16 protein-coding genes are annotated in these 15,013 nt (G+C 40.9%); 11 read left to right on the forward strand and 5 right to left on the reverse strand.

From position 1 onward, the window contains the following. Nucleotides 1-24 precede the first annotated feature (24 nt). A complete protein-coding gene (locus EHW67_RS01290) occupies nt 25-480 on the reverse strand; it encodes a DinB family protein (RefSeq protein ID WP_126160531.1) in 456 nt (151 codons plus the stop codon). A 218-nt stretch (nt 481-698) separates the two neighbouring features. Next, on the reverse strand, nt 699-1,151 hold the full coding sequence (locus tag EHW67_RS01295; protein ID WP_126160532.1) for a DUF2267 domain-containing protein: 453 nt from the start codon (nt 1,149-1,151) through the stop codon (nt 699-701). A gap of 121 nt (nt 1,152-1,272) precedes the next feature. Between EHW67_RS01295 and EHW67_RS01300 the strand changes: the two genes are divergently transcribed. The 7 genes from EHW67_RS01300 to EHW67_RS01330 all read left to right on the forward strand — a co-directional run bounded on the left by EHW67_RS01300 (nt 1,273) and on the right by EHW67_RS01330 (nt 8,074). Continuing rightward, complete coding sequence (locus EHW67_RS01300; protein WP_126160533.1) at nt 1,273-1,581, forward strand: HPF/RaiA family ribosome-associated protein; 309 nt, start codon at nt 1,273-1,275, stop codon at nt 1,579-1,581. Between the two features lie 183 nt (nt 1,582-1,764). Beyond that, the gene (locus EHW67_RS01305; protein WP_126160534.1) at nt 1,765-3,087 is read left to right on the forward strand and encodes a TolC family protein; all 1,323 of its coding nucleotides are present in this window, start codon (nt 1,765-1,767) and stop codon (nt 3,085-3,087) included. Between the two features lie 4 nt (nt 3,088-3,091). Then, nucleotides 3,092-4,306 (forward strand): efflux RND transporter periplasmic adaptor subunit, encoded by a 1,215-nt coding sequence (locus tag EHW67_RS01310; RefSeq protein WP_126160535.1) that lies wholly within the window; start codon nt 3,092-3,094, stop codon nt 4,304-4,306. Nucleotides 4,307-4,318: 12 nt separating this feature from the next. Next, entirely contained in the window at nt 4,319-5,062 is a 744-nt protein-coding gene (locus EHW67_RS01315) for an ABC transporter ATP-binding protein (protein ID WP_126160536.1), read from the forward strand. A gap of 2 nt (nt 5,063-5,064) precedes the next feature. Further along, nucleotides 5,065-6,285 (forward strand): ABC transporter permease, encoded by a 1,221-nt coding sequence (locus tag EHW67_RS01320; RefSeq protein WP_126160537.1) that lies wholly within the window; start codon nt 5,065-5,067, stop codon nt 6,283-6,285. Between the two features lie 11 nt (nt 6,286-6,296). Continuing rightward, nucleotides 6,297-7,337, forward strand: coding sequence for a sensor histidine kinase (locus tag EHW67_RS01325; RefSeq protein ID WP_126160538.1), 1,041 nt, complete (start codon nt 6,297-6,299; stop codon nt 7,335-7,337). Nucleotides 7,338-7,342: 5 nt separating this feature from the next. Next, nucleotides 7,343-8,074 carry a LytR/AlgR family response regulator transcription factor gene (locus tag EHW67_RS01330; RefSeq protein ID WP_126160539.1) on the forward strand — a complete coding sequence of 244 codons (732 nt, stop codon included), beginning with the start codon at nt 7,343-7,345 and terminating at the stop codon, nt 8,072-8,074. A 57-nt stretch (nt 8,075-8,131) separates the two neighbouring features. On the opposite strand, the gene EHW67_RS01335 is transcribed toward EHW67_RS01330, so the two are convergent. The 3 genes from EHW67_RS01335 to EHW67_RS01345 form a co-directional block, all read right to left on the reverse strand. Then, nucleotides 8,132-8,689, reverse strand: a complete 558-nt coding sequence (locus EHW67_RS01335) for a DUF6515 family protein (protein ID WP_126160540.1) — start codon at nt 8,687-8,689, stop codon at nt 8,132-8,134. Between the two features lie 117 nt (nt 8,690-8,806). Beyond that, complete coding sequence (locus EHW67_RS01340) at nt 8,807-10,054, reverse strand: OmpP1/FadL family transporter (RefSeq protein ID WP_238389813.1); 1,248 nt, start codon at nt 10,052-10,054, stop codon at nt 8,807-8,809. Beyond that, nucleotides 10,047-11,363, reverse strand: coding sequence for a DUF4270 family protein (locus EHW67_RS01345; RefSeq protein ID WP_126160542.1), 1,317 nt, complete (start codon nt 11,361-11,363; stop codon nt 10,047-10,049). The genes EHW67_RS01340 and EHW67_RS01345 overlap by 8 nt, the downstream gene beginning before the upstream one ends. 221 nt (nt 11,364-11,584) lie before the next feature. Between EHW67_RS01345 and EHW67_RS01350 the strand changes: the two genes are divergently transcribed. From EHW67_RS01350 to EHW67_RS01365, 4 genes are all read left to right on the forward strand, one after another. Beyond that, nucleotides 11,585-12,598: a Kelch repeat-containing protein gene (locus EHW67_RS01350; RefSeq protein WP_238389815.1), complete on the forward strand. Its 1,014-nt coding sequence runs from the start codon at nt 11,585-11,587 to the stop codon at nt 12,596-12,598. Nucleotides 12,599-12,679: 81 nt separating this feature from the next. Beyond that, a complete protein-coding gene (locus tag EHW67_RS01355; protein ID WP_158285049.1) occupies nt 12,680-13,015 on the forward strand; it encodes a DUF4907 domain-containing protein in 336 nt (111 codons plus the stop codon). Nucleotides 13,016-13,025: 10 nt separating this feature from the next. Then, nucleotides 13,026-14,096: a sensor histidine kinase gene (locus EHW67_RS01360; RefSeq protein ID WP_126160544.1), complete on the forward strand. Its 1,071-nt coding sequence runs from the start codon at nt 13,026-13,028 to the stop codon at nt 14,094-14,096. Continuing rightward, nucleotides 14,077-14,802, forward strand: coding sequence for a LytR/AlgR family response regulator transcription factor (locus tag EHW67_RS01365; protein WP_126160545.1), 726 nt, complete (start codon nt 14,077-14,079; stop codon nt 14,800-14,802). Before EHW67_RS01360 ends, EHW67_RS01365 begins: the two co-directional genes overlap by 20 nt. The last annotated feature ends 211 nt before the right edge of the window (nt 14,803-15,013 follow it).

Here is a 15,013-nt window from a genome sequence, read left to right on the forward strand (position 1 = left end):
TAGGCCAACCTATATAATTCCAGTTCACTGTCCATATTTGAGCAGTATGGCCAACTGCCCAGCATGGTGATTGGTATGGGAAACAATTCTTCCAAAAGCTTCAGCCTTGGTCTTAGTGCCAAATTCCTTTGTTGTCACCAAAGATTCCCAATCTGCATCGGTCTGTTGTTCCACAATATCCTTGAGTGTCTTAAAGGAATGGTCCACATAAGCCTTAAGCTCCTCTAAATTATTCCACTCCCCGGTATCTGTTTTGGCAATGACCGTTTTGGCAATGACCCGTACGTTAGGAGCCCCAAAAATATTTTTGGCAAATAATAATTCTACATCCCCTATGTGCCGAAGCAAAAAACCTACGCTGTTTACCGCCGGTGGGAGTCGCTTCCCAAGATCGTTTTCCAAAATATTGGTGAGTTGATAGGTTAATCGGGTCCTAGCCTCTGTCCATAACTCCAAGAGCAATGCTGTTTTTGTTTTCATGAATACGTAAATCTGTTTCCGAAGTGATTGAGCGGCATATACTGGCCCTATACATATGCCCCGCCAATTGGTTGCATTTTATTTAACTATTTAGTAGGCCAATTAATGATAATGATTCCCTAATACCTGGTTTTGATACATTCCAGACAAGGTGCAAGGAGCCCTGTGAACAAATTTTAGACCCAAAGTTTACAGCTTTAAGTGGCTGCAAAATCATTTTAGAAGCTTGGATTGGTGAAGATCATACTTTTAAGATCTTTGGGCAGCCCGTCACGTATATCTTGCATTTCACCTCTGGAAATATACTTTCTTAGATAGATAAAGGTGGTGTTCACATAGCGCTCAGCTATTTCGTCGTTATACTCAAAGTCGTTTACTTCCGCAGGCCAATCGTGTGCCCGGACCAAATCCAAGAAATCTGCCATACGTTTTACCTTAGGTTTTTCTTTTTTAAGGCTCCAGCCGTTTACATAGACCCCTTTTAGGAACATAGGAAGTTGGGCGATGAATTGCAGGGATTCCGCAATTGGAATAATATCCCTTAAGGCATACAAGGTGGCGGTAAAAATGCGCCCGGCTTTATTGGGATCGTTTGCCATATCCATTTCCCTGGAATATTCCTTTAAAAAGGTATTTCCTTCTGTTGCGTACTGATTAAAATTTAATGCCATAGTTTCTAAGTGATATGTTTACCAAAGTTTACAATTCAAAGCTTAAAACCAAATGATTTAAGTCATATCAAGAAAGGAATGATAGCTCTACTTTTGGAATAAATCATTAAAACACCATAATATGACAGTAAATATTCAATACTTGCACATGCCAACAAGTGAATCGCTTAGTGAAATAGTCACCAACAACTTAGACAAGTTGGCACATAAATATCCTTTTTTGATCAGGGCCGATGTATTTTTTAAATTGGGCAATAGTTCCAATCCAAACCATAAAGTTTGCGAAATACAGCTAAGTGCACCGGGTCCTAGAATTTTTGCTAGGTCTAACGAGGACAATTTTGAAAAAGCAGCAGCCGAAACCGTAAGGGATCTGGAAAAGCAACTTAAAAAGCGAAAAGAAAAAATGGGGAACAAAAAACCTGTCTAATTTAAACTTCCAATTTTAAATAAGGTTTCATCCTTAAACCCAACAATACCAATATCCTTAAAAATTCCGTCGATAAAAAAAGGGTATTGGTATATTGAATTGCCCATCTAATATATTTCATTTCATACTGTTTGCCTTTGGGTGGATATTTGGTTCCAAATTCCATTAGAAAGCTAAAAGTCTATGAAAAAGTATATTATTTTGGCAAGCATTTTTTTAGTCCATTTTGTTCAGGCCCAGCAGTCCATAGATTCGGACAAAAAGATCTGGACCTTGGAAGCATGTATTGCCTATGCCATAGAGAACAACATTAGTGTAAAACAAGCCCAACTGTCCAAGAACAGGACCGAGGCCAATTACTTGGCCACAAAATCCTTGAGGTTGCCCAATTTAACCGGCTCGGCTTCCCAAAATTTCACCAACGGGAACTCCATCGACCCCATCACGAGCGATTTTGTTTCCCAGCAGATCAATTCTACCAGTCTGGGATTAACCTCCCAACTAACCCTTTTCCAAGGGAACCAGATCAACAATCAGATAAAACAGGGAAAGCTCCTTCTAGATCAATATGCACTTTATGAGGAAGAGGCCAAGAACAACATAACTTTGAGTATTACCGAAAGTTATATTCAATTACTATATTCAAAAGAGAATATTCTAATTGCCGAAAATAACCTTGAGGTATCACAAAAGGAGGAAGAGCGTGCCAAGGCCAGATTGGATGCCGGTTCTATCGCCATTAAAGAGTATACGGACGCACAATCGCAAACCGCAACAAACCAATATGTACTCATAAATGCCAAAAACGATTATGCGCTTCAGCTTTTGTCATTAAAACAGCTATTGGAACTGCCCCCCAACACCCATTTTGAGATTGCGGATCAGGAGGACATAATCCTTGACCTAGTGCCGGATCTAAACGAAGTGTATTCCGAAGCTCTGAAAAACCTCCCGGAAATAAACGCTAGCAAGTTAAATGTTTCCCTGTCCGAAAAGGACTTGGATATTGCCAAAGGTGGTTACCTCCCTACCCTTTCCCTTATAGGAAGTTTAGGTTCTGGATATACATCTACCCAGGATTATAATTTCTCGGATCAATTGGACCTCAACTTTAATCAAAGATTGGGAATATCCTTGAACGTACCCATTTTTAATAGAAACAAGACCAAATCTGAGGTACAGGCCGCAAAAATAAATATTGATATCGCCAAATTGGAACTGGCACAGGAAGAAAAGGACCTATATCAAAAAATAGAGACCGCCTGGCAGAATGCCGTTACGGCCCAGAGTGAAATGGAAGCTGCGGATATGGCCAGAAATGCGGCAAAGGAATCCTTTAGGCTGGCACAAAAACAATATGAATTGGGGGCTCTGAGCACCACCGACCTGATCGTAAGCCAGAACACCTATACCAATACGGAACAGAATTATATACAGGCCAAATACCTAAGCCTTTTGTACAACCAATTGCTTCAATTTTATCAAGGAAACGACATTAAAATCTAATCAAATGAAAATCAAGAAAAAAATTATACTGGGCAGCCTTGTACTGATATTACTTGCTTTTGCAGCCTACAGTTTTATGAAAGAAGACAATAATGGCCTAGTAGAAGTCAAATCAATCACGGCCAAAAAAGGGGAAGTCACCACTATGGTAACTGCAACCGGAACCATAGAACCTATAACACAGGTTGAAGTGGGTACACAGGTCTCTGGTGTGGTAGAAAAAATATATGTAGACTACAACAGTGTAGTCACCGAAGGCCAGCTCATTGCGGAATTGGATAAGACCAATCTACGTGCTACCTTGAGTCAGGCACAGGCAGCTTATGATAATGCCCTAAGCCAAAAAAACTATATGAAGGTCATTTTCGACCGACAAAAAACGCTATACGAAAATCAAGTGATCAGTAAATCCGATTACGATGATGCACTGTATAATTATGAAACAGCGAAGGGTACGGTAACCCAACGTTTATCCGATTTGGAAAGGGCAAGGACCAATTTAAGTTATGCCAATATCTATTCGCCCATTGATGGGGTGGTCCTTTCCAGAGCCATAGACGAAGGCCAAACCGTGGCAGCAAGCTTTAGCACGCCCACCCTGTTTACCATTGCACAGGATTTAAAAGAGATGCAGGTGGAAGCAGATGTTGATGAAGCCGATATTGGCGGAGTGAAGGATGGCCAAAGGGTAACTTTTACCGTGGATGCTTATTTAGGGGAAACCTTTGAAGGCACCGTTACCCAAATACGCCTAGATCCAACGGTGACCTCAAATGTAGTTACCTATACGGTGGTCATAAAAGCAGACAATCCAGATCTAAAGCTAAAACCTGGACTAACGGCTACCATTTCAATATATACCTTGGAACTGAAAGATGTGTTGACCGCCGAAGCCAAGGCCATTAATTTTAAACCCTCTCCCCCTGTGATGATGGCATATAACGAACAACAAAACCTATCCATTGAACCTCCAAAAGGTAGGCCAAGACCAGAGGAAGATCAAGGAACAACCGTTTGGGTCCTTGAGGCAGACGGGGGCATTTCCCCTAAAAAGGTCACCTTGGGTGCCAGTGATGGGGTAAACGTTCAGATCCTGGATGGCATTGAGGAAGGCGACAAATTGGTGTACAGCCTAAAAACACAAAGCAACCAAAAAATGCAAGGGCCGGAAGGCGCAGATGAAAGTCCGTTTATGCCAAAACGACCGGGAAAAAAATAAACCTAATCAGCTATGAACAAGGAAATCATTAGAATAAAGGATTTAAAGCGGCAGTTTACTATGGGCAATGAAATTGTCCAGGCCTTAAAAGGTGTGTCGTTCACCATTGAAGAGGGCGAATTTGTAACTATAATGGGATCTAGTGGATCTGGAAAAAGTACATTGCTCAACATCTTGGGATGTTTGGACCAACCTACTTCCGGAACCTATGAAATTGATGGCCTAAAAGTAAAGGATTTAGCTAAGAATGAGCTAGCTACCATTCGCAACGAAAAAATTGGATTTATCTTTCAATCCTACAACCTTCTTGCCAGGACATCTGCCATTGAAAATGTAGAACTGCCCCTTTTATACAACAGCAAGGTGTCTACAGAGGAGCGCAGGGAACGTGCTGTTAGGGCGCTGGAGATGGTAGGTTTGGCAGATAGATTGCAGCATACCCCATCCCAACTCTCAGGGGGACAGCAGCAGCGGGTGGCCATTGCACGTTCTTTGGTCAACAATCCGGTGATGATCCTGGCGGATGAAGCTACGGGAAATTTGGATACCCGTACCTCTTATGAAATTATGTCCTTGTTCCAAGAGTTGAACGAACAGGGGATTACCATCACCTTTGTAACACACGAACCCGATATTGCGACCTTTAGCAGCCGTACCATTGTTCTACAGGACGGGAATATCATTAAGGATTATCCCAATACCAAGGTACAATCAGCTGCAACGGAATTAGCGCAACTACCCATCGAAAATCATTAATTATGAGACTACTGAATCTGTTTAAAATTGCCTTTAAGGCTATTGTACTTAATAAAATGAGAACCTTGCTTACCATGTTGGGTATCATCATTGGTGTAGCCTCTGTCATTGCCATGCTTGCCATTGGGGAAGGCTCCAAGGAAAGTATTCGCAGTACCATATCCAGTATGGGCTCCAATATGATTACCGTTATCCCAGGTTCCGATGTGCGGGGAGGAGTGAGACAAGATCGCAGTGCCATGGAAACTCTAACGCTTAGCGACTTTAAGGTAATTGAGCAGCAAGCTTCCCTACTCTCCTACATTACGCCATTGGTCAATGGTGGGGGACAGGTAATAAACGGTTCCAATAACTGGCCTTCCACAATTTATGGGGTTAACCCCGACTATTTGAACATAAAAGTTTTAGACCTGCAAAGTGGAAGTATGTTTACTGATGCCGAAGTACAATCGGCCTCCAAGGTTGCCTTATTGGGACAAACCGTTGTTGACAATATTTTTCCCAATGGGGAAGACCCTGTAGGTAAAATGATCCGCTTTAATAGTATACCCTTCAAGGTAATCGGGGTCTTGGAAGAAAAAGGGGAAAACACCTTTGGCCAAGATCAGGACGATGTGGTAATTGCCCCCTACACCACGGTTCAAAAACGTATTTTGGCCATAGACCATATCAATCAGATCATGGCATCGGCCATTAGTGAAGAGGATGCCCCGGATGCCGTTAACGAGGTGAGTGCTATTTTACGCTCTCAACACAAAATCGCCGATGAACAAGAAGATGATTTTTATGTGCGTTCTATGGAAGAGCTAATCTCCACCTTTAGCTCTACCAGTGAAATGCTCACTATTCTTTTGGTTGCAGTTGCCGGTATTTCCCTATTAATTGGAGGTATAGGTATTATGAATATAATGTATGTATCCGTCAAGGAACGAACCAAAGAAATTGGCCTTCGTATGGCCGTTGGGGGGAAAGGTTCCGATATATTGATGCAATTCTTGATCGAAGCCATATTAATTAGCATAACAGGCGGACTACTGGGCGTAATCTTAGGGCTTGGTTCCACTGTTTTTATTGAGAAATTCTTACATTGGCCAACGAGTGTAGCGCTCTATTCTATTGTTATATCATTTGCTGTTTGTGCCATCACGGGAATATTCTTTGGATGGTACCCGGCAAGAAAGGCGGCTGCACTGGATCCTATTACAGCTTTGAGATATGAATAAATTATACATCAATGGATTTAACTAGAAAAAAAAACATCTACCCCTTGTTACATGTTTTGGCATGGCTAATCTTGATAAGTATGCCCTATTTATTGACACAAGGCCAAAACCAAGGGGAATATGTGGTTCCTAAAACGCTCATTCATATCTGGGTCCCGCTATTTTTCTATGCTTTTATTTTTTATTCCAACTACATCTATTTTATTGATAGGCTATTATTTGATAGAAGAACCGTCCTCTTTTTTGTCATCAATGCGATAATCATAGCTGTTTTTGTTTGGGCCAACCACGAACTAAAAAGATATCTAACAGACATATTAATCCCAAGTGACAATCTTCCGAACCGACCTCCTAGAAAAATTTTCCTGTACCTGGATTTCTTTGCATCCTTAGTACCTCTGGCATTTGCCATAGCACTGAAAACAACAGAAAGATGGGTAAAGACCGAGGCCGAACGCAAGGAGGCAAAAAATGTTAAACTACAATCCGAGATCCAACATTTAAAATACCAATTACAGCCCCACTTTTTTTTCAATGCGCTGAACACAATTTATTCGCTGGTAGACATCCATCCGGAAAGTGCCAAGAATACCATACATAGCTTGGGAAAACTTATGCGTTATCTGCTGTACGATACCGAGACCGAAAAAGTCCCCTTACAAAAGGAAATAGATTTTATGACCCAGTATATAGAACTGATGAAGCTCCGATTTTCCGATAAAATAACCATATCCTATTCTTTTCCCAAGGTATCGGAAAACATTAGCGTGGTACCACTACTATTTATTACCTTGGTAGAGAATGCTTTTAAACACGGCATCCCCGCAAGCAAGAAGGCTTCTTTGTCTTTTAAACTGGAGGTTATGGATACCTTTTTGGTCTTTACCGCTGTAAACCCCAATTTACCAAAAAACAATAGTGACAAGAGTGGCTCCGGTATAGGTTTGGAAAATCTAGGAAAAAGACTGCAATTATTATATCCCAACCGACATAGCTTTACCTATAAGGTCAAAGATGAAACCTTTACTGCTGTATTAACACTTGAAATGTAACATTTATGAAATCCAATAAAATAAGCTGTATAGTGGTGGATGATGAGCCTATGGCGTTGCAACTCATAGAATCCTACGTCTTAAAAACTCCTTTTCTAGATCTAAAGACCAAATGCGATAGTGCCATTGAAGCATTGGCCTATTTGGAAAAGGAACCTGTAGATTTAATTTTTTTGGATATCCAAATGCCCGACCTGACCGGCATTGGCTTATCCAAGCTTATTCCCAAAAGTACCAGGGTTGTCTTTACAACCGCTTTCAGCGAGTATGCTTTGGAAGGGTTTAAAGTAGAGGCCTTGGATTACTTGCTAAAACCATTCAACTACGAGGAGTTCCTAAGAGCCGCCACCAAGGCCAAAGAGTGGTTTTCCCTTGTTAAGGGGAGTACTCCCAACATGCATTTCAAAGATAAAAAATTCCTGTTCGTCAAATCCGAATACAAACAATTGAAGATTAAGCTAGATGAGGTGCTATATTTTGAAGGCCTAAAAGATTATATAAAAATATGGCTAAAAAGCCAACCAAAGGCCATCTTAACGCTAATGAGCCTTAAAAGCTTGGAGGAAGAACTGCCAAAGGATAAATTTATGCGTATACATCGCTCCTTTATTGTTTCGCTAAATGCCATTGACGCTGTAGAACGCAGTCAGATCATCATCAACGACCGGCGCATTACTGTTTCAGAGAACTATAAACCCGGTTTTCTCGACTATATTTCAAGGAATAGCTTGGAATAACAAATAGCCCCCAGAGTGTTCTAACCTGAGGGCTATTTTCAAAATTATCCCTATCTATTATTCCTCAATAATACCTACCACCTCATAGGCCCTGGTCCCGTCTACCTGGATCTTTTCGTAAAGCACGTTGTTTGATTCGTACAATAAATCCCCATCAATCTCTACCTTTTCGGCATTGTCCGGCAATTCATAGACTATGGTACCCACTTCAGGGTACACTACTTCATATTGGTCCCCTGCCCTTAGGTAGAAGATACCATCAAACCAAAAGTAGTTTCTTCCCGCATAGACAACAGTCCTAAAGCCAGTGGGAAGAACTTTTATACGCAATCCGGGTCTGGGAGCAACATTAATATATCGTCCGCCATAATACCTATAAAACTTGTTATTTACATAGTGGTATCTCACCCCCCTATTATTAACCACCACCTTGTTCCTTGGTAGGGTCCTAACGGTGACCACCTTTCTTTTAGGCTTTTTATAAACCACTTTGGTCCTTGGAACTTTTACAACCTTGGTTACTTTCACTTTCTTTACTCTTCTTTGGGCATTTACTTCGTTTACAGAAGCTGTTGTCAAGAACAAGCCCATAACGATTATTGCTATTCTTCTCATAGTAAAAGGTTTTTAATTATAATAACTTATTTCCCTTTTGACTCCTCCGCTGCACTTTGGTTTAATTGCTTAGTTGTACTGTCATTTGTTTACAAGAGTAAAAACCAGAGGTTTCCTTTAATTTATAACCCGCTTTTTAAACCATAGGTCCTCCAAACTAAAATTCAGCGTTAGGGTATGATAATTCTCTTTGACCAATACATTTTGGATTTGTCCAGAGGCTCCGTAGGAGTAGGATAGATTAAGCATGGAATTGTTTCCCCTTCCAATAGGCACCCCAATTCCGGCAGTGATATTATAGCCTTCAATTTTAGTGTTATTTATATTAAGATAACCCGTATCATAATTAAAACCGGCCCTATATCTAATCCGTTGTGCATACTTATAACTTGTTGGGTTTCTAACAAATTCCAATCCCATGGCATAGATATCCTGATCTTGGTATACTCCCAAATGCTCTTCCTGCTCTGTATTGTCCCAAAAGTTCTTTTTATAGTCTGCATTCAGGGTAAAGGATTTAAGGATTTTGGCACTTAGACCCAACCCGAACTCCAAAGGCAGTTTAAAATCGTCTACCGAATCACTTTCCTCATCTTCCACGGTAATTTCCACACCATCAATACTCTTAACCACAGAACGTCTAAGACTACCTTTTAAACTGGTAGGAAATTGCACTGTACTCCCAAGGGTAACCTTTTTGCCAAGGTCTAATTGCATCCCCAGACCAAAACGGCCACCACTGTAATTGGTGTCTTCCTCAGCGGAAAAGGCACTGCTATCCAGGTAGAAATATTCTTCTTCCTCAATATTCCCGAACAAGACAGAAAAACTGGCGCCTAATCTTAGGTAATCTGTAAGGCCATACCCTAGGTTGAGCTTAAAATCACTTAAGCCGCCAATTCCGTTTATATTACTCTCAAAAGACTCTTCCGACCCCTCAATATTGGTGTTGACCCCAACCAAAGAGTACCCCACATCACTATAGGGTGTTAGGGCAATACCTGCCCCCAATCTTTCGGCGATACGAAAGGCAAGCGATAAATTGGAAAAATTAACTGTGGATTTTGTCTCCTCGTTTATACTGTTGCTATAACTGTTGTACTTTCCTATAATCCCAATATCGTAAAAGAAGGAATTTGGGGGGGTCAAGGCAAAATTGGCCGGGTTTAGGTTATTGATCTCGGTTTCGGATCGTAAACCTATGCCCGAGTAACCCATACCATTGGTCCTCCCTATACTGGCCTGATTTATAACCCCTAGACCATAGAGGGAATAGGGTGAACTGGTAAGCCCTTCGGACTGGGCCAACACTGTAGAAGTGGACCATAACATAGTGCCTAAGGCGAAAAAAAGTAATTTATTCATCTTCATCATATATTGCATAAGTAAGTTCTAACTTTGTTCCTTTGTTTCCACTATTTCCATAGAGTACAAACCTATCCACGGTACTGTTGTAATTTGCGGGCAAAAGAATAATGGCTTCATCCGATTCCCTATCCGTAGTCAATATTCCCTCTATATAGGTGCTTAAAGGGACCTCATAATAGATATCGTTAAATTCTTCATTGTCCCGGTTCAAGATCGCTTGCACCCCTGTAGCATCGGTGGCCAACAATTGTTGGGTCAGGTCGTTGTTCCCGTCCACAATAAACAGCGACAATGTATCCCTAAGGGCCAGTTCGTCAGTATAGGACCTTTCTACAGGTCTTATTTTAAGAGAGGCATTCAATAGGGTGCCCTGTCCTGGAATATCAAAGAGTGTTTTTAAGTTTGGGAAGTTTATTTTGGTAGCGTACCCTATACCTGATTGTATATAACTTTGGTTGTCCGAAATAGAACTATTCACCGTCGTTTTCTTATCAGTAAGGGTTTGGAGATACTCATTGGTTTCAACCACCGACATCTTATTAAAAAAAGGAACCGGACTACTAATAGTGTTTACCGTAAAATCCGTGGTATACTGTACCCTTTCATTCTGTTCGGAGATGCTATAATACATCCGCATTACACTGCTTGTATATGAGAAACCAATTATGGCCCCGTTGTCATCTACATCGGGCTGAATGCTTAGGCCAGGAAAATAGGTCTTAAACTCTTCCTGGAAGGTAATTTGCTTTTGCTGAAACTGATCAAACAGATCCATCCCCAAGGAATCACTCAGTTTAACATAGATAGAATCTGTCCCAACAGGCCTGGGGGTAAAGGTTAAACTCCCCAAGTCTTCCTCGTAATAACCGCTCTTACTTGTATTGTAAAAGTTACTACCATCCTCCGGCTCTAAAATCTCGCTCAGTTGTTTTATGTGGATAGTATTTCCCTGAAGGGTATCATTGTAGTAATAGTTGTCATATTTTAGGATAAAGCCTATACTATCGTATTCCGCTTCGGAGTCTATAAAATAACTGGAGGGCGACAGTTCAAAATAACTGGAACTTTCTACCGTCCCAAAAACTGGGTCGCTGTATTTTCCAATCAGCAATCGCGTAGCTTGTGAGGTTACAAGACTATCAAATTTCATGGTGTAGGTTTCCACCGCCATGGTATCTATCATCACTGCACGAATATTACTGTTGGTAAAGGTCTCGCCGGCTACAAAATCGGATGTATTTATCTCATCTGTACTACACGAAACTACTAGGGCCAGCAGCCCTAAAAGTCCAAGGAATTGTTTCATCTGTTTATTGTTTAAGGCCAAAAGTAACGGCCTTTGCCCACCTCAGAAACCCCAATAGACGAATCCCCGAACTTATAAGACCAAGAAGCCAATTTTGGCTACTAATACCGCTCTCCCATTGATAGATGAAATACCCTTTTTCATATGTTAAATAGGGGGCTTTATCTATTTAAGTTTCAAACACCGTGTTCCCTGTCTAGTTTTGACAAAAAAATTAACGGATGAAATATATTAACAATATGAAGGGAACGGTATACCGCTTTAAAATGTTGACCATGGCAAGTGCCTCACTATGCCTAATGGCCAGTTGTTCTAGCGATGACGACGATGACGAATTGGGAAACTGGACAGACAAATCGGTCTTTGATGGTAGTCCGCGTAGTAGCAGTGCCTATTTTACCATTGGAAACATTGGCTATAGTGGAGTAGGTTATGACGGGGACGATTACCTCACCTCATTTTGGGCCTATGACATGGACGGCGATTATTGGTCACAAAAAGCCGATTTCCCCGGTGCGGCCCGAAATGCGGCCGTGGGCTTTGCCATAGATAACAAAGGGTATATTGGTTCTGGTTATGATGGCCTGGACGAACTGTCTGATTTTTATTCCTACGACCCAAGCAGCAATACCTGGACTGCAATAGCCGAATTCCCATCTACGCCCAGGCGCAGTGCACTGGCATTTGGCATCAACGGTTATGGTTATTTTGGAACCGGATTTGACGGCGACAACGACCGAAAAGATTTTTGGAAATACGACCCCAATACCGACTCTTGGTCCGAACTAGTAGGTTTTGGTGGGGACAAAAGAAGGTCGGCCACCACCTTTACCATTGGTGACAAGGTATATATGGGAACTGGCGTATCCAACGGAATATACTTGGATGACTTTTGGGTATTTGACTCCGCTACAGAAAGCTGGACACAGCTATTGGATCTGGACGAGGAAGACGATTATTCCATTGTAAGAAGTAACGCGGTTGGATTTACCCTTAACGACTACGGCTATATAGCCACTGGAACCTCGGGAGGAACCCTGCAATCGGTTTGGGAATATGACCCTAGTAACGATACTTGGGAGGCCAAAACAAGCTTTGAACGGACCTCTAGACAGGATGCCGTAGTGTTCTCCAATAATGTAAGGGCCTTTATAGGACTAGGACGTACAGGAAGTCTGTACTTGGACGATTTGGAAGAATTCTTCCCCTATGACGAATACGACGACGAAGATTAGATTTATTTGATAGTGTTAGTTTAGTTTGATTAGCAAAGGGGCTATGCTGAAGATGGCATAGCCCCTTTTAAATAAAAAATGATGAAACGTACTTTAGCATACATGGCCCTTTTAGTCTTGTCAGGCACATTGGTCTTTGGAATCACTAAAATATGGAATACAGAAAAGGATCCTAAAGTTTCACTGTATTCCCAAACATTCCCTATTGGTGACGGCTTTGGATATGAAATAGCCTTGCAGGACAAAGTACTAATTAGGCAAGAATATATACCGATACTCGAAGGCAAAAAGCCCTTTGCGACTTCTTTGGATGCCCAGCGAACGGCAGACAAGGTGATATCCAAACTAATGAAAAAAGAGAGTCCAATTCTAAGTGTAAAAGAACTAAAGGAATTGCAAATCCCGGATTTCAATTAAAAAATATTGAATGGCCCTAAATAAAAAAAATATTCCACAGTGGCTGGTCCATGCCCTTTTATGGCTAACCATCTCCAGTCTATTATTTTTCCCGTTCCTAAGTGGGGCCAGAACCATTCCCAACAACCTATTGCTAAAGTTATTTTTAGCTATAGTTATCTTTTACCTGAACTATTATTACCTAGTTACAAAATTATTGCTAAAAGACCGGCTATGGGCCTATATTGCCCTGTCTGTATTGCTGCTTTTGGGTGCAGGTCTTTTTTCCAGTATTGCGTTACATAGTCTACCACCAGGTGGGGTGCCCAGAAGGGGGGGTGGCATGAGACCCCCAAGGGAAGATGACTTTTGGGCTTTCCGTTATTCCATGCTCACCATGTCCACCACTTTTGTTTTTGCCGTTCCCTACATATTTGGCACCATGGTAAAGGTTTATACGGAATGGCAAAAAAACGAAGACCTTAGAAAATTGGTGGAAAAGGAAAAGATACAGTCCGAGCTTAACTTCTTAAAGACCCAGATTAATCCACACTTCCTTTTTAATTCGTTAAATACTATATACTCCCTATCTGTAAAAAAATCTGCGGACACCTCGGAAGCCATTATAAATTTGTCAGAGCTTATGCGCTACATGCTGTACGAAGCCGATAAAAAATTGGTCCCCTTAGCCAAGGAACTGGAATATATAAAAAGTTATGTTGCCCTACAGCGACTGCGATTGGCAAATAGCGAAAATGTTACCCTTAAAATATCTGGTGAAGAGAAAGGGAAGGTAATCCCTCCCCTGCTGTTTATTTCCTTTATTGAAAATGCATTTAAATACGGCACGGATTACAATGGAAAATCCGATGTTAAAATAAACCTTTCCATAAGAAATGAGTCTATACAACTATATGTGAAGAACATCATTGGTTCTTTTAAGGCAAAATCCAATAGTAGCGGAGTAGGTCTTGAGAATGTAAAGAACAGGCTAAACTACCTATATCCTGATGCACATGTATTGAATATCATAGATGACGGTAAGACCTACACGGTAGATTTAACCCTAAACTTAAAAAACCATGAATTGCATAATCATTGACGATGAGCCACTGGCTATAGATGTATTGGCGGACTACTGCAAAAAATTGGATTTTACGGAAGTCGTAGGAACCTATACCAATCCCCTGGATGCCATATCTGCCATTAAGGAAAAAAATGTGGACCTCATTTTTTGCGATATAGAAATGCCGCAAATAAGTGGACTGGAATTTATAAGTGCCTTGGAAAATCGGCCACTATTTATTTTCACCACGGCCTATACGCAGTATGCGGTAGAGGGCTTTGAACTAAATGCGGTAGACTATCTGGTGAAGCCCATCCCATACCATAGATTTATAAAAGCAGTTTCCAGAACAAAAGAAATTTTATCACAAAAAGAAAAACCTGTTATGACTAATATTTTCCCATCCTTCGGCAGTGGCACAGATGCCCAAAAATTTATTTTTGTGAAGTCTGAACACGAAAACATTAAACTGGAATTGGACGACATCCAATACATTCAAGGGCTTAAGGACTACCTTAAAATACATATAACTGGTACAAATAAGACCATCTTAACACTTCTTAGCTTTAAGGACCTCATGAACAAGCTTCCTCAAAACCAATTTATTAGGGTTCACAAATCCTTTGTGGTGAACATAAATTTCATAAAGACCGTTCAGCGCAACAGAATTGTAATCAATGATATCCGTATCCCTATTGGGGAAAGTCACAAGTCCCAATTTTATGCCATTTTAGGACTTTGATAAATCATTGCTAGTTAAAATAAAAAAGTAACCATTCAAATTCCAACAACCTACTGTGTTCTATTGCAGGTCAGGAGCCAAAGCGAGAATATAAAAAAGGCAAAAATGTTTGAAACCCACTAACCTAATAGTGATGTTTTTCCCGTATGAATAAAATTTTAAAAAAAATACACCTTACTCCCATATCGTTCCAAAATACAATATTTTAAAA

This window comes from Arenibacter aquaticus (assembly GCF_003957295.1).
Classification (GTDB): Bacteria; Bacteroidota; Bacteroidia; order Flavobacteriales; family Flavobacteriaceae; genus Arenibacter; species Arenibacter aquaticus.